This window comes from Sutcliffiella horikoshii (assembly GCF_044809035.1).
GTDB lineage: Bacteria > Bacillota > Bacilli > Bacillales > Bacillaceae_I > Sutcliffiella_A > Sutcliffiella_A horikoshii_G.
This window is the reverse complement of the sequence record NZ_CP085237.1, coordinates 3,964,718-3,986,608: the sequence shown is the minus strand read 5'-3', so window position 1 is coordinate 3,986,608 and position 21,891 is coordinate 3,964,718. Positions and strand designations below refer to the sequence as shown.

General features: G+C 38.5%; 19 protein-coding genes. 18 read left to right on the top strand and 1 reads right to left on the bottom strand.

Annotated elements, in window-relative coordinates; genetic code table 11:
• Positions 1-4: 4 nt before the first annotated feature.
• The 14 genes from LG307_RS20430 (at position 5) to LG307_RS20365 (ending at position 16,838) form a co-directional block, all read left to right on the top strand.
• The gene (locus LG307_RS20430; protein WP_404445922.1) at positions 5-1,003 is read left to right on the top strand and encodes an ABC transporter permease; all 999 of its coding nucleotides are present in this window, start codon (positions 5-7) and stop codon (positions 1,001-1,003) included.
• A gap of 18 nt (positions 1,004-1,021) precedes the next feature.
• Positions 1,022-2,056, top strand: coding sequence for an autoinducer 2 ABC transporter substrate-binding protein LsrB (gene lsrB / locus LG307_RS20425; protein ID WP_404450516.1), 1,035 nt, complete (start codon positions 1,022-1,024; stop codon positions 2,054-2,056).
• A gap of 376 nt (positions 2,057-2,432) precedes the next feature.
• On the top strand, positions 2,433-3,587 hold the full coding sequence (locus LG307_RS20420; protein ID WP_404445920.1) for a hypothetical protein: 1,155 nt from the start codon (positions 2,433-2,435) through the stop codon (positions 3,585-3,587).
• 12 nt (positions 3,588-3,599) lie between these two features.
• A complete protein-coding gene (locus LG307_RS20415; RefSeq protein WP_404445917.1) occupies positions 3,600-7,067 on the top strand; it encodes a hypothetical protein in 3,468 nt (1,155 codons plus the stop codon).
• A complete protein-coding gene (locus LG307_RS20410; protein ID WP_404445914.1) occupies positions 7,064-9,592 on the top strand; it encodes an RNaseH domain-containing protein in 2,529 nt (842 codons plus the stop codon). Before LG307_RS20415 ends, LG307_RS20410 begins: the two co-directional genes overlap by 4 nt.
• Positions 9,593-9,966: 374 nt before the next feature.
• Positions 9,967-10,728 (top strand): DUF4230 domain-containing protein, encoded by a 762-nt coding sequence (locus LG307_RS20405; RefSeq protein ID WP_404445912.1) that lies wholly within the window; start codon positions 9,967-9,969, stop codon positions 10,726-10,728.
• Between the two features lie 239 nt (positions 10,729-10,967).
• Complete coding sequence (locus LG307_RS20400) at positions 10,968-11,534, top strand: hypothetical protein (RefSeq protein ID WP_404445909.1); 567 nt, start codon at positions 10,968-10,970, stop codon at positions 11,532-11,534.
• Positions 11,535-11,884: 350 nt separating this feature from the next.
• Entirely contained in the window at positions 11,885-13,480 is a 1,596-nt protein-coding gene (locus tag LG307_RS20395) for a ribonuclease YeeF family protein (protein ID WP_404445906.1), read from the top strand.
• A complete protein-coding gene (locus LG307_RS20390; protein ID WP_404445904.1) occupies positions 13,444-13,743 on the top strand; it encodes a hypothetical protein in 300 nt (99 codons plus the stop codon). Before LG307_RS20395 ends, LG307_RS20390 begins: the two co-directional genes overlap by 37 nt.
• 16 nt (positions 13,744-13,759) lie before the next feature.
• A complete protein-coding gene (locus LG307_RS20385; protein WP_404445903.1) occupies positions 13,760-14,050 on the top strand; it encodes a hypothetical protein in 291 nt (96 codons plus the stop codon).
• A gap of 420 nt (positions 14,051-14,470) precedes the next feature.
• On the top strand, positions 14,471-15,415 hold the full coding sequence (locus LG307_RS20380; RefSeq protein WP_404445900.1) for a S8 family peptidase: 945 nt from the start codon (positions 14,471-14,473) through the stop codon (positions 15,413-15,415).
• A gap of 92 nt (positions 15,416-15,507) precedes the next feature.
• Complete coding sequence (locus LG307_RS20375) at positions 15,508-16,230, top strand: SAR2788 family putative toxin (protein ID WP_404450515.1); 723 nt, start codon at positions 15,508-15,510, stop codon at positions 16,228-16,230.
• Positions 16,230-16,652: a hypothetical protein gene (locus LG307_RS20370; protein ID WP_404445897.1), complete on the top strand. Its 423-nt coding sequence runs from the start codon at positions 16,230-16,232 to the stop codon at positions 16,650-16,652. Before LG307_RS20375 ends, LG307_RS20370 begins: the two co-directional genes overlap by 1 nt.
• A gap of 3 nt (positions 16,653-16,655) precedes the next feature.
• On the top strand, positions 16,656-16,838 hold the full coding sequence (locus tag LG307_RS20365) for a hypothetical protein (RefSeq protein WP_404445895.1): 183 nt from the start codon (positions 16,656-16,658) through the stop codon (positions 16,836-16,838).
• A gap of 131 nt (positions 16,839-16,969) precedes the next feature.
• Here LG307_RS20365 and LG307_RS20360 read toward each other — a convergent pair whose 3' ends face one another.
• Entirely contained in the window at positions 16,970-17,638 is a 669-nt protein-coding gene (locus LG307_RS20360) for a hypothetical protein (RefSeq protein WP_404445893.1), read from the bottom strand.
• Between the two features lie 244 nt (positions 17,639-17,882).
• On the opposite strand from LG307_RS20360, the gene LG307_RS20355 reads away from it, so the two are divergent.
• The 4 genes from LG307_RS20355 (at position 17,883) to LG307_RS20340 (ending at position 21,773) form a co-directional block, all read left to right on the top strand.
• A complete protein-coding gene (locus LG307_RS20355; RefSeq protein WP_404445891.1) occupies positions 17,883-19,769 on the top strand; it encodes a T7SS effector LXG polymorphic toxin in 1,887 nt (628 codons plus the stop codon).
• 17 nt (positions 19,770-19,786) lie between these two features.
• A complete protein-coding gene (locus tag LG307_RS20350; protein WP_404445889.1) occupies positions 19,787-20,326 on the top strand; it encodes a SecY-interacting protein Syd in 540 nt (179 codons plus the stop codon).
• A gap of 174 nt (positions 20,327-20,500) precedes the next feature.
• On the top strand, positions 20,501-21,055 hold the full coding sequence (locus tag LG307_RS20345) for an SMI1/KNR4 family protein (protein ID WP_404445886.1): 555 nt from the start codon (positions 20,501-20,503) through the stop codon (positions 21,053-21,055).
• A gap of 301 nt (positions 21,056-21,356) precedes the next feature.
• Complete coding sequence (locus LG307_RS20340) at positions 21,357-21,773, top strand: immunity 70 family protein (RefSeq protein ID WP_404445883.1); 417 nt, start codon at positions 21,357-21,359, stop codon at positions 21,771-21,773.
• The last annotated feature ends 118 nt before the right edge of the window (positions 21,774-21,891 follow it).

The window sequence follows — 21,891 nt, the reverse complement described above, 5'->3', positions numbered from 1 at the left end:
GCAGATGAAGAGCAAATTAAAAATCTTCTATAAATGGGAAGGGGTGTTAGTGCTCCTGATCTTGCTAGAATGCATGATTTTTGGCATCCTCTCCCCAAGCTTTTTGAGAATAGATAACCTCCTCTACAGCATGAATGACTTTGCGTTTATTGCCCTGGCCGCGATTCCGCTTACCTTTGTCATCATCACTGGTGGAATTGACGTTTCCGTCGGCTCCATTATGGGATTGACCTCCATCGTACTGGGAGTGCTTTGGTTGAGCGGCATGTCCATTTGGCTTGCTTTGGTGGTCGCGCTTTTGGTGGCAGTCTTGGCAGGTGGAGTAAACGGAGCCCTTGTGGCAAGCACCAATGTACAGCCACTGGTTGTCACACTTGGAACGATGTTCTTATTTTCCGGAGTCGCCCTCGTCATCTCCGGCGGATCGAGTGCATCCGGATATGAAGGAATCAGCGGGTTCCCGGCTTCTTTTGTGGAGCTGGCTAACGGAACCTTCCTGGGTGTGCCTAATCCAATTTGGTTTATTTTGCTCAGCGTACTATTCTTTGGCATCCTGCTCCATTACACGCGTTATGGTCGAAACGTGTTCCTGGTGGGGATCAATATAAAAGCTGCTTCTTACAGCGGCATCCAAACGAAAGGGACCGTCCTGAGCACCTATATGCTATCAGGATTTGGTGGTGGCATGGGCGGAATCGTCCTCACCTCTTACTTCAGCTCTGCAAGATCGGACCTTGGAGCAGAGGCAGTTTTGCCTGTCATCACAGCCGTCGTACTCGGCGGGACCAGTATCTTCGGGGGTAAAGGCAGTGTCCTTGGAACCGCAATCGCTTGTATCTTTATCGGACTGATGCAATATGGCCTGCAGATGAGCGGCTTATCAAGTCCGCATATCAGCGTGGTCATCGGCAGTATTTTGATCCTCGCCGTGGTAATGAAATATGCGAACTGGAACTCTATCACGAGTCTTAATTTTAGAAGCCTATTAAAAAGGGGGATATAAGAGATGACAAGATTCAAAATGGCAGGTTTATTGATTTTAGTATTGGTGCTGGGAACGTTCCTAGCGGCATGCAGCAGCGGGGCCGACGGGGAAAAGAGCAAGGAAGACGTGAAGCTCGCCTTTATTCCAAAATTGACGGGTGTCGGCTTCTTCACATCTGGCGGTCAAGGGGCAAAGGAGATGGCCGACTCGCTTGAAGTGGAGTTGAAATACGACGGCCCGACTGAAGCGACCGTAGCCGGCCAAGTGCAATACATCAACAACTTCGTCAACCAAGGCTATGACGCATTGATGATTTCCTCCGTATCTGTGGACGGTCTGAGCCAAGCGTTGAAGCGGGCAAAAGACAAAGGCGTCAAAATCATCACATGGGACTCTGATGTCAATCCGGAAGACCGTTCCTTCTATATTAACCAAGGAACACCAGAACAACTGGCAGAGCTACTGATCAAAATGACATCCGATCAGATCGGCGACACCGGAAAAGTAGCCTTCTTCTACTCCAGCCCAACCGTAACCGACCAAAACCAATGGGTAACCAAAGCAAAAGAAATCATCGCCGCTGACTACCCTGGCTGGGAAATCGTCACCACCCAATACGGCGAAAACGACGCGCAAAAATCCTTGTCCGTCGGGGAAAGTATTTTGCAGACTTATGAGGATATCGATGCGGTGATCTGCCCAGACGCAACAGCCTTGCCAGCCATGGCCCAAGCAGCAGAAAACCTAGGTAAAGACGGCGATGTAGTCATCACCGGATTCTCCACACCAAACGTAATGAGAGACTACGTCAAACGCGGAACCGTCGAACAATTCGGCCTATGGGACGTCAAACAACAAGGCGCCCTAGCAGCTTACGTCGCCTACCTTATGACAGTAGAAGGAAAAGAACTTAAAGTAGGGGATGAGTTTGAGGTACCGGAGATCGGGAAGGTGAAGATCGAACCGAATACGATACAGGGATATGAGTATACAGCGGAGGATAGTGGGATTATCTTGTTGCCAGAGCGAGTGATATTTACGAAGGATAATATTGATGGGTATGATTTTTAGTGGGTTGAGGGGACAGGTAAGATGACCACGGCTTTGCTTTAGAGGGGGAAAGGGTTTTAGAGTAAGAGGCTTCTCTTTTAGCAACATAGTTTGAAAGCAGGTCCGTTGCCGGACCTGTTTATTTTTTTGTTTTTTGATTAACTTTTGTGAAACTGAGACAGAGTAAAGTCGAATTATACAGATAACTAAATTTATTTCTGCCTGAACACGGGTTTGCTTAAAATATGTCCATTATTTGGTGTAAATTCTAGTTTGATAATTGTATAATAATGGATAGGTCGTTAGGGTTTGGAAAAATAGAAAGTCAGTGAAAATTCCAGATGAGGATTCGGTAGTGTGTTTTAAATAACTAATTTTCCTGAAAAGGGCGGTCTAAATGAAAATTAAACCAACAACGGAAGACTTAATATTTACTTTAATAAGAGAATATTTATCATTTAGCGAATCTATTGATTCGCTAATGAAAATGGAAGATACATATAAACAGTTATTACTTCTAAACCCTGCCTCTATGCCATACAACTTCATTGACTTCTTCAATAATTTAAGAACAGTTCCTTTGGGAGAATTAGTATCCCATGAGCAATTTGAAAATACCTCATTATGGGAGTTAGCTAACACTACTTTGTTTGCTGGCGACCGCTTAAGGGAGGTAGCCATGGAGTTTTATCACGACTATAAAGAAAATAAAATTGATCCACTTCAAAATCAGCAAGCGAATATGAGAACCTTTTTAAATCATTGTAGGAATGCCGGGTACCGAGAGAAGTACCAGAAATTATACACGGCAGTTCGTGTAAGAGTCTATAACAAAGGATTTTACACCAATGGAACTTGCACCAACGAACCCCAAGTAAACATACAAAGAGAAAATGAATTTGAACGATGGATTTTAGACTTGGATACTCGATACTCATTAACTAATGAAGATGAGAGATTCATCAGAAATTTATACGACAAGATTAATGGTACAAAGGAATTTATTATATGTAACCATTGTCACCTGCCTATGAGAGATGAACACAACTGCAACAACACGCATGTTTGCTTTGTAAATAAGAGGAAAAACAAGCTTGAAAAACGAACATACACCATAGGTGAAGGAGAATCAGCTTACATCCCTAAACCAGGTTGCGTATTTTACAACGTGATTCCAGGGTTGGAGGAATATCGAATCTACAATGTATTGAAAGACAAGTTTGAACCGATGGGAGCAAAAGTCGAGTTATTCCCGAAATTAGAAAGAGACGGGGATATTAGTGTCAAATACGAGGGTTCCACCTTGTATATAGATGTGAAAGATTATCGAAAACCTGAAGAACTCGCCCATAAGATGAATACAGAACCCTACAGCTTCTTAGCAATTGATTATATTTATATCCCAGATTATCGGAAAATTTACTCTGATTATATGGAAGTGTTAAGAGGGCAGGTAAATATCTCAAAAATTAGACAGACAGGCGGGAAAGAAATTCAGTTTCTTAATGAAAAGCAGCTGGTAGAGGATATTCATTTAAGGCTGTTTTCCTGAGGAGGTAAATAAATGAAGAGAAGAGATTTCCAGCATTTAATGTCTTCTGAAATCCGATTGGAACCAAATGTTGCTATTAGCTTGCCTGATTATTATCTAGAAGCATCACCCCAAAAGCAAGAACTCTCTGCATTATTGAAAGAGGCAGAGGAGAGTGCTACAAGGGAAATGGTCTATCTAGAACTGTTTTTGTTCTGTGGGCAGATAATATTCGCTGACCTTCATAATAACGGCCAATACCCTTTTAAAAACCTGCATCTTATTAGTCAAAACCGGAGCGAATACTTTCGAGGTCGGTCTCTTAATCAGTTCTATCTGAAGCGAGCTATGTTTCTCTTGAAACCACTTTATAGCAGGACCAACATCACAAGACTATGGAGCGAATATAAAAGCTTAGGTCCAGAATTTCGGATGTTCGACTGGTACACCGATGCTGAAGACGTTGATTGGGTCAGGGAAAATAACCGGTGCGTTCGCGATGTATTAAGAATCAGAGAATTATTCCAAGAAGTATTAGATGATGATAGAAATGTTCAGCTTTTGCTAAAAGCTTATCCTTTTTTTACAGACGAACATCAAGCCAGGTTAGTCACATTTAAGGAAGATATAAGCTCAAAAAAAATACGAAGTACTAAGGGAAACGGCATTAATTCACTTCAAGCCAACGAAGTCTACTCGGATCACTTATATAAAGACATACACCATTTTATACTCACCGATCATATCCAAGAAATAGTCGCTCAAAAGAAAGATGTGCACCAACTTAATCAGATTCTGGATTTAGAAGCGACAGCAAAGCAACTGGTAAAAGATACTGGTGACGACAAGTGGCTCCGTCTCCTGGAGGAAATGAACATTCAAGAGATTGATTACAAAAATAGAAATGTTTCCTCTACTAAGTTTTTCCTTGATTCGGTAAACCATATTATCGGCCGCCTTGGAGCGGGAAAGTCCATCCTAACAAAACTTCTTGCAAAAAACCTTACTTTGCATGGCAAAAAAATCTTGTTTCTAGAAAACGATGTAATAAAGTGTTTTCAGTTAATGAAAGAATTGAAGGAGCTGGGCATTAAATCCGCTGTATTTATGGGGGATAATGATAAAACTAGGCACAAACAAAACTTTCAAGATGCGTATGCACATCAGTACCAAAACCTTGTTCTCTTCTTAAATGATAACCAGGAAGAACTAAAGATTCTTTCAGATATGAACTATACGAGAGAATACTTGAAAAAGACCTTTGGCTATCAAAACAAGTTAAAAAACCAGCTTATAAAGGTACAGGTGGAAGGCAAAGAAATCAAGATGGTCGCGCCAGATTACTCTGAGAACGGCGAATATGAAAAATACAGGTTGCTTACGGAAGCGGATGTTTGGATTGGGAATTACGAGGCTTTTTTAAAAACAAGCGTTCCTTACTATGCGGATGTATTGGAACGCAATTTCCTGACACTCGGCTGGATGCGCTCTGACTTAATTATCGTGGATGAATATGATGCCGCACAGATGAGATTCGATAACGCATGCGTACAGTCATTAAATGTTGTAACAGATCAAAAGGATGATCAAGCAAGCTTTCTTGATTATATGTATGATTCCATTTCGTTTTTCAATAAATCTAGCTTCAAGGGTTTCCTGGACCAATACTCTATTTCTATCTCCACCTCACACCGAATGGGAAGATACCTGTATTCAAATGTATTTAATAGGCCGGTGAATAAAGATATACTGAAGAATAAAACCTTTACTAGAGAACAACTCATCTATGATTTTATTGGAGACATGATAGAATGTGAAAACCCTTCAGACCTAAAAAGTTATTTCTCAGAGTATTTATTATCAAAAAGTGATATCAGTAACAGAGACCTCAGGCTGCTATATGCAGATTTGAGAGATTACTATCTACCAAGGGAAAGAGATGAGGATGAGGAATTAGTAGTTTCCCGAGGTAAACTTATGAAGGGTTTCTTAAATGGGTTGAAGTCAGCAAAGGCTGTCACGTTTAAAAACAGAGCTTACCATTCAGGAGGATATAGTGAAGAAATCAGGGACCGCTTGGATTTGGTGTTATCGTTTTTCCTTTTTGATTATCATACCCGCTTTTTAATTGACAACTACAAATCTTTTCTTTACTTTCTAGAAAAAGAAAATCACCCGGCGTTAGCGACTTTTCAAAATATGATTTCTACAGAAACCGAAACCTATGCTCCTTCTCCCTTGATAAATGGTTTGGTGTCCTATCGCCTTAATACTGGGGAGGATAATCAAAGTCACCGGCTAATCATGAATTATTACTTTGGAGTGGGAAGAGAGTTATTGGCGAATCTACCATTTATCTTTCAACATGTGGATAATGTGCCAATACCCACAACTCTATTTTTATCAGCTACAAGCTACGCACCTGGATCCAGTTCTTATCATACTAAAGTAAAACCGCATTGGTTGTTATCCAATAGGGCGCAGGTGGAGCAAAAGATAAACCTGCATTATGCACCAATTAAAGATGACAATGGGAAAGCTTTGAAGGTTTCAGGACTAGATTCCATAACTAAGAAGAAAACGGCATTAAGGTATATAGTGAAACACTTTGTGAAGAGCGGGAAGTTTGAAAGCGATCTTAAGAGAATGCAAGATGAATATGGTGAGGAAGGCGAACCACAAAATGGAAAGAGGCGAATTATAGCCATGCCAGTTTTCTCTTTTGAAACTGCCGATATCCTTGGCCGCATTCTCCAAGAAGAAACAAACTATCAAATACGAGTTCAATATGCTCCTAATAAATTTTCACATGGATTAGAAATTAAATATAATCACAACATCCATGTTCAAAAAAATGAGATAGAGAGACTACACAGCCAAGAAGTTGACATACTAGTTTTCGTAGCAAGTTCAGTGGGACGAGGCTTAAATATATTGCAAAGCGAGACAAGCCATAAATCATTAATAGGAACAATGTATTTCTTGATTCGACCATATCCGAGTCCTGACAACTTGGAAGAAATTATACATCAGTTGCATTCGTCCCTTGATGGATTTCTAGAAAAGGCAGATCACCAGGTGGAATTGACCGAACCATTATTCCGGTATTGGTATGCAGTGGAGAGAAAAGTATGGAGACTATATACGCACTTGACAAATAAAAGAGCATTCTGGAAAAGCTTATCCGAAGAAAATAAGCGCGTGATCACAATGAACATGCTGGTTCTCCTCTATCAAACGATTGGAAGAGGCTTAAGGGGAGGAACCGATTTAACCGTACACTTAGTTGATTCGGCTTTTGCACCTGAAACGGCTGAAAAATCAGTAACGGGCCTGCCGGTATACCCTCAGGAAAAGAATCATCAAGACAGCTTGCTGGCAATGATGGAACATCTCTTATGTAAGGAAGGTGACTTCCTATCGGACATATTATTTGCGCCGTTAAAGGACGCTCTACAAGGTATTGCAATTAAAGAAACAAAGGAGGAAGTTACATCTTGATTACACCCATTGAAACGTTTGAAGAGGAACTAATAAGTATAGGAAAAAAGAAATATTTGCAACCTATGACCTATAAAATATCACCGGATCATTTAAAACAATGTGAGGTTATTGCTTTATACATGCCAGATAAGTGGACTGAGTTGACTAGGGATGTATTTTACAAGAAAAAGTGGCAGCTCATGGGAATTATGAAATTAATGTTGGAAAAGCACCCATACATTTTTCATTATTCTTTAACTTCCTCCTCGTATGTAGGCGAAAAGCCCTTTTTATACATTGCAAAGGAATATTATTCTGTAAATGTAATGGATTCTGTTGCCATGGATTTAATGATCTTGTTGAAAGATTCAAATAGACGCTATCAATGGGGAATAGATAATTCTGTACTGCATTCTTTTCTACTTGACCCTAAGATGGAGAAAAAGTCCCTGTATGAAATTGTTACATCCGATATGGGTTCTTTCCAAATTATTTCGGGCTATTTTACACACCAATTATGTAAAAAGCCAATTACTCTGGCACTTGAGCTATATTACTATGATTACTCAACCGGTGAAAGGGAGCAGAAAGAGGAGCAATTCAACGGAACTCTACAATTTTCGCATTCCGTTACAAATAGTAAACATGAAGCAATTTCTAATATCGTTGAGGTGGCGGGAGGATACAGTTCATTAGTCTTCACTTTAGGCTTTGTAGAATTTGTTGGTCAGGAAGGGTGGTATATTAATCTTAAGACAAGTGTACGTCAATGGATAGTATCACCTGAACCAACTAAATATAAGAACTTAAAAGAACAAGCATCTGTATATATCGGCTCACTTTTTAAAGATGAAACTAAAGAAAACGTTCTTATACACACCACCCTAAAAGCGAAGCAATCTGAGGACAACCAATTCTTCTATGAAATGCCAACTATACATGAGGATGTGCTGAAAAACCACCATATAACAATAATAGATATCCTGAATAACACGAGGCATTATGTTGAAAATGGCAATGTGAAAGACAAGCTATTTATCGGGGTCCCGTATTCATATGCTAATGCTTCTTGGTGGGAGGGTTATCGTTCATTTCAATTGACTGGTAATGGGATAGCTTTGGAAGAAGATCGAAACTTCTATTATGAACTTTCGAGGGTATTGAAAGGACTTGAAGTAATTCCAGGGATTATGGACGTCTCATCAAAAAAATTTAAAGTGAAAGAGAAAGAAACATCTAAAAAGATTCCCTTTTCTCAAATGACAATACCTAATAATATCAATCTTCTTACGATTAATATCTTTTCTGCTGATCCTAGTCATTATGAGGATATTAAGAAAATCTTGTTCCATGAGATATATGATAATAATCTTCCTGCAGGTGTGGAGAAGTTTCCGTTTCGAAATGCTGAGGAAACAAATATTCAGTTTCAAAATAAAATATTGCCGGTATTTATAAAATATAAAAGTATAAAGAATGCGCATCAGCTATATGCAGAGGACTTTGAAAAAAAGGTACAGGATGTGTACGAGGAGGTTGCAAACGATCTTCAACAGGATTCCTGTATTAACTTATTCTTTTTACCCGACTATCAAAAACTTACTAAACCAGGCAAACTGGATCCCTATCAAGCAATAAGGCAAGCGTTTGGAAGGCATGGACATCATGTGCAATTTATAAACTATCGTTTCGGGGATCCATCTAAAACCTATCATCCGGACCGAAATTTAGATAACCCGAATAATAAACTCCAGAGGTATCGCCATGCATTTCTTGATTGTCTGAGCAAGCAAGGGATTACGCAATCATTTGTAACCCCAGTTGAGGAAAGTATATTGGAAATAGGTATAATGGAAGAAAGAGTTTTTGGGAGAAACGTCTTGTTTATGACCAAACAACAGGATAATCAGATTTCAATTAAGATAGCAGGAATTACCCAATGGATACTCTATGATAAGGCTGCGGGACTATTTGATACTCTCAAATATTTTAAAAGGAGTGTACCTAAAATCGAAGAATCGTTTATCCTTGAAAACATTATGAGAGAAGTTTCATCATTCGAGGGAGAAGTTTTACTCTACCTACCAGCCAATCTCAGAATGAAAATTTCGTGGTTAAAAAACACCAAGTTTTCATCGGCAACGAATCCTATTGCTCATTTATCAAACGTTCATATAATCCGTTATAATAATTGGGATGATGTTCCGAGTTACTTTACACGGGCCTATAAAAATCAAAAATGGTCTAATTCTCAACCAAAAGGGTTATTTGCTCTAAATCAAACTAGTTTTCTAAGCTTAGCTGACAGAGGAGATCAAATCCGTTCTCAATTAGGTAAATCCAGGTTTACAGCTGAAGAAGAAATTAACTATAAAAGAAAGAGATTAGTGGAGTTTTCCATCATCAACGGAAAACGTTTCACGCGTGAAGAACTAGCAAACTATGCTCATGAAAGCAGACGACGAAACATCTCATACGATTCATTCACAAACCTTCCCCAAACCCTATACTGGATTCAGCAGTTGGTAGAGGATTTCAAATAGGGCTGAAGGGACAGGTACGGCGACCCGTCTGTACGGTAGTGTGTTGAAACTTATCATATAGGAGATTTTGTTTTTTTATGTTATTTTGCCGGAGTGAAGGCATTTAACTTTACACCAAAAAAACCAGGTCCAGCACCCTGAAAGGCGAAGGACCTGGTTTATATTTTTATTAAATTCCCCCGTTCTATCAGAATCTTGCAGAGTTGTGAGGACAGATCCCCTGAAATTCTATCCACTTTCTTTGATTCCTAGTAAATATAAATTTCCTTTTTTATGATATTATTTTAAAATATTCCTTTATTTATATAAATTTTCCTAAGATAATAGGATTAGTGATTTGAATGTAAACAAGGACAATTAAAGGAGAAGGAACGATGATTAATAGAGAGAGTATGGAAGAAAAAGATGAAAAGATTGCACATCTAGAAAGACTATTAAAAGAATTGCAGGTAGCACAACAACAAAGTGCTGCAACAACTGCGCTGACTCGTAGTGCAAGTCACTTGCCTCTATCAAGAGGGGTATTTAAGAACTTATTAAAAGCAAGTATGTTAAAGATTACTTTAAGCATTTTTATACTTTTAGTTTTTATCTCAGGAGGAGTTTGGATTTTTACCGGCGATACCTTCAAAGCAGAGTCTGTAACTTATGTTGAAAGTGTTCAGGAGCTAGCTACACTAGCAACAGTTAAAGCGCATATGAAAGTTGTTATACAAGAAGAGGATAATAAGATTTTTGGGAAAGATATCTCTATGAATCTATTAGGCACAAAGCGAGAAATACTAGTAGTCGTACCATCGACGGTTATTGCTGGTGTTGATTTAAAGGGGATTACTTCAAAGGACATGGTTATTAACGAAGAGACCAAAGAAATTGATATCACCCTTCCTCATGCAAAGCTTATACAGGATCCAGCTCTACAAATGGATAAAATAGTAACCTTTGTTGACGGTGGGCTCTTTAATGATAATGTGGATTGGGAAGAGGGATTCGACCTAGCCGGTAAGGCTCAAGAACAAACGAGAAAAGAAGCCATCGCTGTTGGTTTACTAGAATCAGCAGAGGAAAATGCAGAAATTGTGTTGGAAGAGTTCTTTAAGAATATTAATTATACGGTTAATGTTAAGTTTGATTGATAGATTCAAATAAAGATAAACTAATAAACTTAATGGTAAAGAATAAAATAATCCACTGAATAGGTAAATTCCGCTGCTTGGTGGATTTTTTTGTTAGAAAGCAACCTAGGAAGTTTGTTCAATTTTTATTTTTTAAGAATTATTTATGGTTGAGTTAAGCTTATTTTAATGTTCATTCTATATAGTTAATGAAGCAGCTATGATTGCTTGCTATCTTTAGATTATAGACAGGATGATTAATGATGAGTAAAGGTAAAAAGGTTGGTTTGATATCGGTGTCTGTTTTGATGTTGTTAACCATTGCAACACCGGCTTTTTCGGCACAATTAGCAGATAAAGAGACTGAATTTGCAATAGATGCTAATTCAGGACTTTCGAACGTAGAGCTTGATCCGGAGGTTGCTCTAGAATTAAGTAAGGTAGATTACTATGCTTTATTTGGTACAGTTAGCAGTAATTTAGGTATAAATCCACCACCACAAGCTGGTGAAATTACTACATACGGATTAAAAGGTATGGCTGCAAAAACGGCAGCTAAACAAATGATGAAAAAGCTGAAAAATGTTGGATCTCGTGCTTGGAATGAACAAATTAAAGAATATGTTGATAAACTTCCTTTAACTGCTAATGCAAAAAAGAGTTTAAAATTCTATTTAAGTTATCAAGTCTTAATGGAGGCCTTAGATATTTTAGTAGACTTCACTGGGACCGCCGAAGCAGGATTATCTAATGCCTTGAAAAAGGTAGGAGTACCCAGTTATCTTGCAGATGTTGCATCAAGAGCAATAGTATTTTTCCTACTTTAAAATCGAAAGGAAGTAAAATATGTATTTATTTTTTTTAGTTGTGCTGGTTATTACAGGCGTTACCTCAGCGATTGACATCTTCATAGGGATAAAAGACTTAAACGAAGAAATCAAACTACTAGTCAACTTATCAAATATCTTATTCTTTCTATCTTTGTTGTTTTTTGTTTTCAAGAGTGGAAAGAGAAAATAGAAAACAGAGAGGCGAGCAACTTTCCGCCTCTTATTTCAATCTACCTAGTCCAAACCTCCCATTTTCCACCCCAAAGCAGGAATATCCCAACCAATGTCGAACCGTCATACTTATGCATATACAGTTTCTGTAAAAACGTGAAGAGAGGAGGCGAACCATGAAAGTTATAGACTTATCCTCCCTGCACGATGGAATCAAGGGAATGAGCCGGCAACTGTCGGATCTTGAAAATCAACTAAACCATGTAGAGAGCGGAATTCGCACCTTTGTTTCCTCAAAGGATTCCTTCCGCGGCAAAGGAGCCAGTGCGATCAAGCGGTTCTATGAATATGCGCACCTCCCGTTTTTGCAATTTTTCCAAACGTTCCTGGCAAACTTTCAATCTAAGCTTCAACAACTGCAGTATGAATTGGACGGGCTCGAGGGGAATTCGCGCGGGTTTATCGACGAGGGTTTCCTGACAGGTGAACTGGAGGATGGCTTGAATCAGATTAACCGAATGGTGACCGAGTTGACTGGAGAGACCAACTACCAGCTTAGCCGTGTCAGTGATATCGTACACCTCCCAAGGTTGCAGGATCACCAGTTCCACGAAGGCATCCAACAAGCCAAACAATCAGCAAACCAAACCGTGGACAAGCTGCGCCAGTTCGACCACCACCAAACCCAGTCGTTCACGGCATTAATGGAGGACTTATCCCTCATACAGAGTTACATAGAGGAAATGAGCCAGCAATTTGTTTCTGGTAAGATAAAGTTGGCCAGTTTCTCACCGGTAATGCTTCAGGATCTCGAGACTTACGGAAAGCTGCAGACAAAGCTATATAATCAAACGGTTATGCAACGTTGGAATAGTGAACACTACCCGGAGCTTGGTGTGTTTTACACGGTCGGGAACCCGTTAGCGTTTAATCAGTGGGTGAACCCGAGTTGTGCGAGGCCGGAGCCGAAGATAAGATCACTAGATGATGCTGTTTTGGACTTTCGTTCAGGTTTTGCCGATGGTGCTAAGAAATTTTTGAAGGAAACTAAAGATGGGATAGTAAGACTTGTGTCAGAGCCACATCTAGTGGCTCTGGAAACCTTGGAATTTGCATACGAGGCGGCTAAAAACCCAGAAATCCTGTGGGAAATTGTATACGGACTGGCTGATTCTTTTAGTACCATGGTCCTCAATGGGGATGCGCAAAGCCGCGGCGAATGGTTTGGATATGCCGTCCCTACCGTAGGGAGTATTTTTGCCGGAGGAACGGGAATCGTCAAGGGAGCTGGTAAGGCTGTTCAAACAGGCCGCAAAACCCAAATGGACTTGGAAATAAAACTTAAGGACAAGCAAGAAACTCCCAAACCAATAGCCAAAGAACCAACAAAACCAAGCATGGACCGAGTCCGAGAGCTCATGGATAACCTAGTTCCAAGACGAGGCATGGAACCAGCACTAGTAATGGTTGATAATGTTCCATTCAATGTGCTTAATAGTACGAATATAATAGCGAAAGTGAAGCAATTGCAAACCCTAGTTCTTATGAGGATTGAGGCGGTTGGGTTCGGTAGGGGAGTTAATGGTACGGGTAAAGGTGTACCGGAGATTAATGCCAAATATGCAACAGCAATTGATAACAAAGTAACTGTTAAGGAACAAGTGGTATTACCATCATGGCTTAAAAAAACATTACAGATGGTCATTATAGAACTGTTATCACTAATGAAAGCATTATGGTATACCGTACATTCGGTGGTAAGGCAGGTATAGAAGGGGCTTTTGCTACTACGGTACCAGCCTCAAACAGAATAAATAGTAAAATAGATTCTGCTTTATTGCCAGAGTGGAAGAATAGTAGACAGTATGAGGCGGTTATTGAAATACCTAAAGGAACAGAATTAAATATTGGTAAAGTAGAGCAACAAATGACTCAGACAGACACGATTTTTAAAGGAGGAGGGGATCAAATTTTGCTACCACAGAATTGGCCCAATGAATGGGTAAAAGAAATTAGGGAAATCCCAAGTAGATAAGGAGTGAGAGACGGGCATGTCAAAAAATGAAAAGCACGATAGACTACTTATACAGATAAAAAAGGTACTTGCTCTTTTAAAGGAGAAGTATTTATCCCAACCTACACCAATGCTTGAATTGATTATTTCTCGTTATCAACATGCTAATGATATGTTGGAGAGTTGTAATATGGAAGACCTGAGAAAAGATATGTTCAGGATCAGTGGTTCAGTAAGGGCTTATTTGGAATCGCATAATGATTATATGAACCCAATGCTTGGTGAAATGGACAAGGCAGAGGATATGCTGACAGATACTTTTAATTGAGAAATATGTTACCCATTAATGAATACGTTAATTATTCACCGATAAAACCTGAATTTTGAAGATTTAATCGTATGCACAACAGGCCACCTCATTAGGGTTGGCCTATTTTTTTTGTAGTTACAAGACCTAGTTGTTTGGTGGACAGGTACGCCGCGTTGCCATAACTTACCCTTTGAAGCATACCTGACAAAGATCACCTCATTTAGGAAAAGCCAGTGGCTTCTTCCATTAATTTAAGAATTCCATATGACCTTCTCTTCTAAAATATCATACGCATCCCGGCCTGATACGCAGTAACAGTCATCTATCAGTTTTAAGGATTATTTATGGTTTAGTTAAGGATGTTGTTATGTTCAGTTTATATAATTGGTATGTTCAGGGGTTGTTAAGGAGGAATAAATTAGATGGTTAAATTAGGAGGTGATTATTGTAAGAACAGTCTTACTATCAATATTAGTCATGTTAGGTGTTGGTCTTTTATGTTGGGACTATTTTAATTTTGATGAAACCCCTGTTGCAAAACCTACAAAAAACTTAAAAAGGGAAGTTCAGGTTTCACCGTGGGGATTGGAAGCAATGGGTATTGATTTTTCAACTAGTGATTCTCCTATGAGAACGATAAAAGTTGCAGTTTTAGACAGTGGTATTTATCAGGAACACGAAGATTTAAAAGGAAAAGTTGTTGCAGAATTTAATGCTATCGATCCAGGCGAACCAGTTGTAGATGACTTAGGACATGGAACTGCAATTGCGGGTATCATCGCTGCCAATAACAATAACATTGGAGTTGTTGGTGTTGCGAGAAGTGTTGAACTTTATGATGTGAAAGTTTTAGATAAGCAAGGTAGAGGAGAACCGAAAAATCTTGTTTCCGCAATAGAATGGTGTGTCTCTCAAGGAATAGATGTAATAAATATTAGCTTTGGTTATCAAGCAGAGAGCTTAATAATAAAAAAGGCAATTAAAGATGCTTTAGATTTCGGTATTATCATTGTAGCTTCAGCTGGTAATACATATGGGTTAAACGCTGACTTCCCAGCAAAGTATGAGAATGTTTTTTCAATTACAGCAGTGGATCAGGAATTACTCAGAGTTAAAACATCAGCCAGAGGAAAAATTGACTTTGCTGCTCCCGGTAAAGAGATATTATCTACGGACCATGAGGGAGGGTATTCTCTATTTAATGGGACATCTTTTGCCACTGCCTATGCAACAGGTTTTATTGCTACACTTTTACAACATTCTCACAAAAAATTAAACCATATTGAATTGAAAAATCTACTATTAGAGAATGCTCATGTACTTGATGAGGAACATCTTCCCTCTAAAGAGTATGGGTATGGTATTTTAAAACTAAATAATTGAGGTGCTCATAATGAAAAAACATATAGCTAGACTGTTAATTTTCTTTATTATTTTCCCGTTACTCCCAAACTATAATTTGGTAAAAGCTTCGACTGAAAGTCATAATCTACACACCGAAGTCAACGCAAGATTTTGAAAAACATTTAGAGAGTCAGCTAGGTAAAGAGATTTCAAATGCAATCCAAACTGATATTAAATCCAGCAGTGAAATGGTTGTAATTGAGCTAGCTTTGGAAGAAGATGTTTCAGTTGACGTAGTTATGGATGTCGATACAGAATTATTTACAGTTAATAGTGAAGTATTACATGAGGATAATACGGTTGTTAGTACAATTTATGACGTTGTTGTTCATGAATCTGAGGACGATATATTTATAGCCACCTTTGTTAATCAGGAAAACGGTGAAATATACGACATGAACACTACTGAACTTGAGGCATCTGCTCTTCCATTAGTAATTGTTGCTGCTATAGCGAGACACGGTATTCAATATGCAATGAAGAAATACGGTAAAAAAGCTGTGCAAAATGCTGTATCCAGTAAGAGTTTTAACACCGTTTTGTCATCTGTAAAGAATATAGACGCAAATAAAAGAGCTCATATTTTGGCTAACAAGCATGATTGGAACAAAGTAACAAATAATAACTGGACTGATGTGTCCAAGGTGATGTCTCATGTAATGCGATATGGAAAAGAATCTGTCTATGGGAGTGCACGTAAGAAAACATTGTCTATGAACGGACAAACTGTTACTGTTACTTTTACAAGAGTAAACGGCCAGGTAAGAATAAGTAACGGGTGGGTGAATAAATAATGAAAGATCAACTAGAAAGTTATATTTTATCGGGAAAGTATTTAGAAGCCGAAGAACTATTTAATAGTACAGATTTTAGTGTTGCTTATGAAAATCTTCTTGAAATATCCTTTAATAATGAAAATCTCTCAAATTACACGTTTGTGATTTATCTTTTATCTCAAGAAAACCATGAACGTTTACACGATTTGGCATATATCTTATTATCACAGCCACTTTGCCATGTGGAAGGTGCTTATACTTCAGCGTTGTATCATGCAAGAAAAGCTGTAGAATTATCCAACTGTAGAGAAGTGAAGTATTTGGAAAACCTGTTGTTTCTAAACACAGTACCTGATTGCGTGGTTAGTGATGAAGAAGCCAAAGAGATAAGTAAAAAGATCCTTTCTATAGATGCTAATCATGAAATAGCAAAGGAGTAAAATATGTATTTATTTTTTTTTGTTGTGCTGGTTATTACAGGCGTTACCTCAGCGATTGACATCCTCTTCGGGTTAAAAGACTTAAACGAAGAAATCAAACTACTAGTCAACTTATCAAATATCTTATTCTTTCTCTCTTTGTTGTTTTTCGTTTTTAAAAGTGGAAAGAGACATAAGGAAAAATAAATCAAGGGGACAGGCACTCTGAACGATTTCTACTTAGAACGTTGGTAGGTCAAAGTGAAATGATTATTATGATTCAATAAAAAAGTCGGCTAGTTTTAATTACTAGCCGACCACCTGATTATTATGTTGGATTAGTTAAAATCAACCTGAAAGTCTATTTTTTCTCCTACACTATCCCAATTCTCATCATGTGGAGCTTCGATAATTATTCTGACCCAATCAATATCTTCAGCATTAGAGTTGTTAAGAATAAAGAATAGAGAACCGGACTTTTTCACCGCACCGATATAATCTCCATCAATATGATCTGACAACCACATCTCTGCATCAAGTTGTTCTCCAGTATTGGTGGTAATAGTGGGTTGACCAGCATAAAAGGAAATCGTTTCGTCTGAAGTGTTTTCCACTTCCATATCTATTTGGATGTATTCTATTGCATCTGTCTCCAAAAACTCTGCCATATCCCCTTTAAGTTGGGAAGAGATGGTGTTGATTTGGGGAATGTTTAGAATAATTGGTCCTGTTTCCTTTGATTCTACTTGGTCAAATCTTTTTACTAATGTATGAGATCCGCCCTCATTTTCAATAGTCTCTCCAACTTGAGTTTCCCATTCACCTTCAGCAGTCGCTTCTTCTTCTTCAGGAGCCTCGTTTTCTTGTTTTTCTGTTTCCTCTTGATTTTCCGTCTCAGTCGCTTCATTATTAGTGATGTTTTCATTTCCGGAAGTATTATTTGAACCGCAGGCTGACAACAAGATAACAAGAATAATAGTTAGCAATAACGTAATGGACCTTTTCATTTGTAAACCTCCCCCTTCTTATGTACAGGTAGAATTATACATTAATGAAAATTAAATGGAATACATTTTACAAAAAAATACAGAAACTATTAAGAGAAAACTAACCACATCGTCATTTATAACTCCTGCGACTAGTCCATTCCTCCCATTTTCCACCCCCAAGCAGGAATTCCCCCTCATATGTCGAACCGTCATACTTATGCATATACAGTTTCTGTAAAATCATAACGAAAGGAGGCGAACCATGAAAGTTTTAGATGTATCCTCCCTGCACGATGGAATCAAGGGAATGAGCCGGCAACTGTCGGAACTCGAGAATCAACTAAATCATGTAGAGAACGGAATTCGGTCTTTTGTTTCTTCAAAAGATTCCTTCCGCGGCAAAGGGGCCAGTGCGATCAGGCGTTTCTATGAATATGCACACCTCCCATTCCTGCAATTTTTCCAAACGTTCTTAGCAAACTTTCAATCTAAGCTTCAACAACTGCAGTATGAATTGGATGGACTCGAGGGTAATTCGCGCGGATTTATCGACGAAGGTTTCCTGACAAGTGAGCTGGAGGATGGCTTGAATCAGATTAACCGAATGGTGACCGAGTTGACTGGAGAGACCAACTACCAGCTCAGCCGTGTCAGTGACATCGTGCACCTCCCAAGGCTGCAGGATCACCAGTTCCACGAAGGCATCCAACAAGCCAAGCAATCAGCAAATCAGACCGTGGACAAACTGCGCAAGTTCGACCATCAACAAACCCAGTCGTTCACGGCGTTAATGGAGGACTTATCTCTCATACAGAGTTACATAGAGGAAATGAGCCAACAATTCGTTTCTGGTAAGATGAAGTTGGCCAGCTTCTCCCCCGTAATGCTTCAGGATCTCGAGGCTTACGGCCACCTGCAGACAAAGCTGTATAACCAGACCGTCATGCAGCGGTGGAACAGTGAGTATTTTCCAGAACTTGGTGTGTTTTACCCGATAGGGCATGCGGCGTCGTTTGATCAATGGGTGAACCCGAGTTGCGCGAGGCCGGAGCCGAAGCAGAAAACCGCCGGAGAAGCATTCTGGGACTTCACCGATGGCTTTGGAGCTGGAATTATCAGCGCCGCTTCCGACACCTGGGATGGCATTAAACGTCTAGCAACAGAACCAGACCAAGTGCTAAAAGAAACCATAGAATTTTTAGACACAGTAGTCTCTGACCCAGCAATACTGCTAGAAATCGGCCATGAACTCTACACCTCCTTCAACGAATCTGTTATCAACGGCGATGCGACCAGCCGAGGCGAATGGCTAGGCTACGCGACCGCCATCATCGGAACTTCCGTCGTAGGAGACAAAGGACTCTCCAAAGTTGGTGGAATGGCTGGGAAGCTTGGTACCCGGGTGGAAACAGACCTTAATATCAAGCTGAAGGACCAGCAGGAAAAAGTGCTGAGTTCGGTGAAGGGTTCATCCGCAGCGGGTTTGGAGCGGGTGCGTGAGTTGATGGGTGGCATGATCCCGAACAACCAGTCGGGAATGGCCTTTGCTGGTGTGCCGTCGAATGCGATGAACAGTGTTGGATTATACGAAAAGATTAATGATTTAAATAAGACCACTCTAAGTAAGGTTGTCGGGGGAGAAGGTAAAGGAAATACAAGCCATCCTGTGAGAGTGTATCGTGATATAGACGACACTGTGCTAAATAAAGAATATGAAATAATAACTAGGAAAGGCACGTTTGTTACTCGTATAGCAGCCGATGAAAAACTTGTAGTGGATATGCCTTACGTTGGAAAAGGGAAACAAAAAACAAATTCTGAAGGTTGGTTAAGAGATAACAATTATTATTTTAAGGAATTATATAAATTACACCCTGAATATTTTAGTAACGCAAACATTAAAAATCTTAATAATGGTTGGGCGATTGTAAATGATGCAGTTTTTAGAAAACACTTTTCACAATATGATATTGTTGGATTAAAAGGAAAACCATTAGTTCACCACCATATCGGTGGAGGTGGACAAGCAATGGCTATTCCACAACCTTTACACCCTGGAAGTGGGGGAATTCATAATATCGAGAAACAAATAGGAGTATGGGGGAAAGACCAAAGTAGAGCTGAAAGATTACAGGTATTTATAGAGTAACATTTAGGAGGTAGAACATGGAAGTTAAGAAAGCATTAGAAAACTATTTCAATGAACTCGTACTTATGTGGAAAAGTGAGTATAATACCTATCCCCAAGTACCTTTAGATGAAGACATAAATCCACTATTATACGTTAGTGAACCGGACGAGGAAGAGTATGTTGGTTGGAAACCAATTGAAAAGTATGATCTAGAGGATTTTGAGGAAATTGAAAAAAAACTAGACATGAATATTCATCAAACATTAAAAGGATATTTCAATTCATATTGGTTTTTAAATCTACAAGGCTTCTACGACGCAAAGTTGATTAGCCTTGAACCCGTTGAACCCGGTAAGTCTATATATGAATTCTTTAAAGTGATGAAGAAATATGAAGAGAGCAATGGAAGAGAACTTAGATATATACAAATAGGATTTGTTTCACCAGAAGACATGGCAGTTATGTTTGATAATGTTACAGGGCAAATAACTATAGAGGATTTTGAGAGACAAGAGCAAGAGGTACTAGCTGATACCTTAGTTGAGTTACTAAGTAATCTTAAAGTCGTTAAATAAATTTCTAGAGGTCAAAAAGAATATATTGATTACATTACCTATTCATTCATCAAATTATCACAAGGAAGCAGGGGATTATTCTCTGTTTCCTTTATACATCTTTAAGTGATTACAATAGGATAGCTTCCGATCCCTCTTACTTGCCGAATAAAATATTTAAGAGGAGGCTATTAGATGGATAAATTAAAAGCGAAGTTAGAACAAATAATTGACTTTGATTTAAGAGAAGTTAATACAATTTGGAACGATGAGGATATAGAAAAAATCGAAGAAAAACATAATATCCAACTTCCTAATGACTATAAATATTATTTAAAATATTACGGCAATGACTATATAAAAGAAGATTACCGACTAACTCCTTCTTTAAAAATAAAACAAATACAAAATATTTCTCAATTTGAAATTGACTCTTTATATGGTTTAAATAATGATGAAAATAATTTGGAAGATAAGATTCGTATTTACAAAGAAATTTTGCCAGATACTTTGATACCAATTGCTGATTTGCCAGGTGGGGATTTAATATGCATGGGTGAGGATGATAAAATATATGTTTGGTTTCATGATATGGAAGGGGAAAATATATTTTTGGTTTCAAACTCTTTTAAGGATTTCATATTTAGCATTAGTAGAGTACAAAATGAAGAAAGTAATATGAAGAACGTTAAATTAAACTTGGGGAATAGGTTGAATGCATTTCTAAATAATGCTTCTAATAAAAGGTAACTTGATCTAGGATATGATCCGAAAATTTGCAGATGGCGGAGATCTGATATGTTTAGGCCTCGAAGAAGAATATCGAGAAAAAATCTATTATTGGTATCATGAAGACGAAACAACCGGAGAAAACGGAAAAGAAATGTTTTTCTCATTGCAAATAACTTTGAGGAATTTATAATGAAATTCACTCCTCACAAAGAGAAAAAAATGTCAATCTAGATGAGATAGAAATGTTTCTAGATGAAAATTTATTAAAGGATTAGTTAGTAAAGCTAGAATTATAAACTTATAGTTAGAGGTGCTTCATATGTCTGTAGGTTTATTAGTAGATTGCTTTCACTATGAATTAGGGCCTGTTGATTTTGTCCATTCCTTTTTTTCAACTGTTTCCTATCATTTAGAAAAAGAAGGTTGGGGAACCAAATATCCGGAGTTAATGAAAAAGTTATATCATGATAAATTAGAGTGGGAAGAAGTGACTATTGCTAAAAGAAATCTTTTAGAAATAGAAAGGGAATTATCTGCTCTCCCAACAGAAAAAGTTATATGGGACATTGAGGATTTATCTAAAACTCCTCCGGGGGGAGATAGAGTAAGCCCCAATGTAACAAATTTAGCTAATTATTTTGCCACAACTAAAGGAAAAACCTTCTTTGAAGTAATGAATGAGGTATTGGATATCGCAATAGAAGACAAATGTGATATTAGAATTAAGCAAATTTAGTTATCGCTTCTCTTAATAAAGAATGGGTTGAAGAGACACGGAGACACGTTTATTGGTAAACCAAAAAGGTTTGAGGTTAAAGGGATCCTCAAGCCTTTTTGGTTTAATTTTTGGGGAA

Excerpts from the sequence above, each read along its gene's own strand:
- LG307_RS20430 (WP_404445922.1), top strand. The coding sequence starts at position 5 with ATGAAGAGCAAATTAAAAATCTTCTATAAATGGGAAGGGGTGTTAGTG.
- lsrB (WP_404450516.1), top strand. The coding sequence starts at position 1,022 with ATGGCAGGTTTATTGATTTTAGTATTGGTGCTGGGAACGTTCCTAGCG.
- LG307_RS20420 (WP_404445920.1), top strand. The coding sequence starts at position 2,433 with ATGAAAATTAAACCAACAACGGAAGACTTAATATTTACTTTAATAAGA.
- LG307_RS20415 (WP_404445917.1), top strand. The coding sequence starts at position 3,600 with ATGAAGAGAAGAGATTTCCAGCATTTAATGTCTTCTGAAATCCGATTG.
- LG307_RS20405 (WP_404445912.1), top strand. The coding sequence starts at position 9,967 with ATGATTAATAGAGAGAGTATGGAAGAAAAAGATGAAAAGATTGCACAT.
- LG307_RS20400 (WP_404445909.1), top strand. The coding sequence starts at position 10,968 with ATGATGAGTAAAGGTAAAAAGGTTGGTTTGATATCGGTGTCTGTTTTG.
- LG307_RS20395 (WP_404445906.1), top strand. The coding sequence starts at position 11,885 with ATGAAAGTTATAGACTTATCCTCCCTGCACGATGGAATCAAGGGAATG.
- LG307_RS20390 (WP_404445904.1), top strand. The coding sequence starts at position 13,444 with ATGGTATACCGTACATTCGGTGGTAAGGCAGGTATAGAAGGGGCTTTT.
- LG307_RS20385 (WP_404445903.1), top strand. The coding sequence starts at position 13,760 with ATGTCAAAAAATGAAAAGCACGATAGACTACTTATACAGATAAAAAAG.
- LG307_RS20370 (WP_404445897.1), top strand. The coding sequence starts at position 16,230 with ATGAAAGATCAACTAGAAAGTTATATTTTATCGGGAAAGTATTTAGAA.
- LG307_RS20365 (WP_404445895.1), top strand. The coding sequence starts at position 16,656 with ATGTATTTATTTTTTTTTGTTGTGCTGGTTATTACAGGCGTTACCTCA.
- LG307_RS20360 (WP_404445893.1), bottom strand. The coding sequence starts at position 17,638 with ATGAAAAGGTCCATTACGTTATTGCTAACTATTATTCTTGTTATCTTG.
- LG307_RS20355 (WP_404445891.1), top strand. The coding sequence starts at position 17,883 with ATGAAAGTTTTAGATGTATCCTCCCTGCACGATGGAATCAAGGGAATG.
- LG307_RS20350 (WP_404445889.1), top strand. The coding sequence starts at position 19,787 with ATGGAAGTTAAGAAAGCATTAGAAAACTATTTCAATGAACTCGTACTT.
- LG307_RS20345 (WP_404445886.1), top strand. The coding sequence starts at position 20,501 with ATGGATAAATTAAAAGCGAAGTTAGAACAAATAATTGACTTTGATTTA.
- LG307_RS20340 (WP_404445883.1), top strand. The coding sequence starts at position 21,357 with ATGTCTGTAGGTTTATTAGTAGATTGCTTTCACTATGAATTAGGGCCT.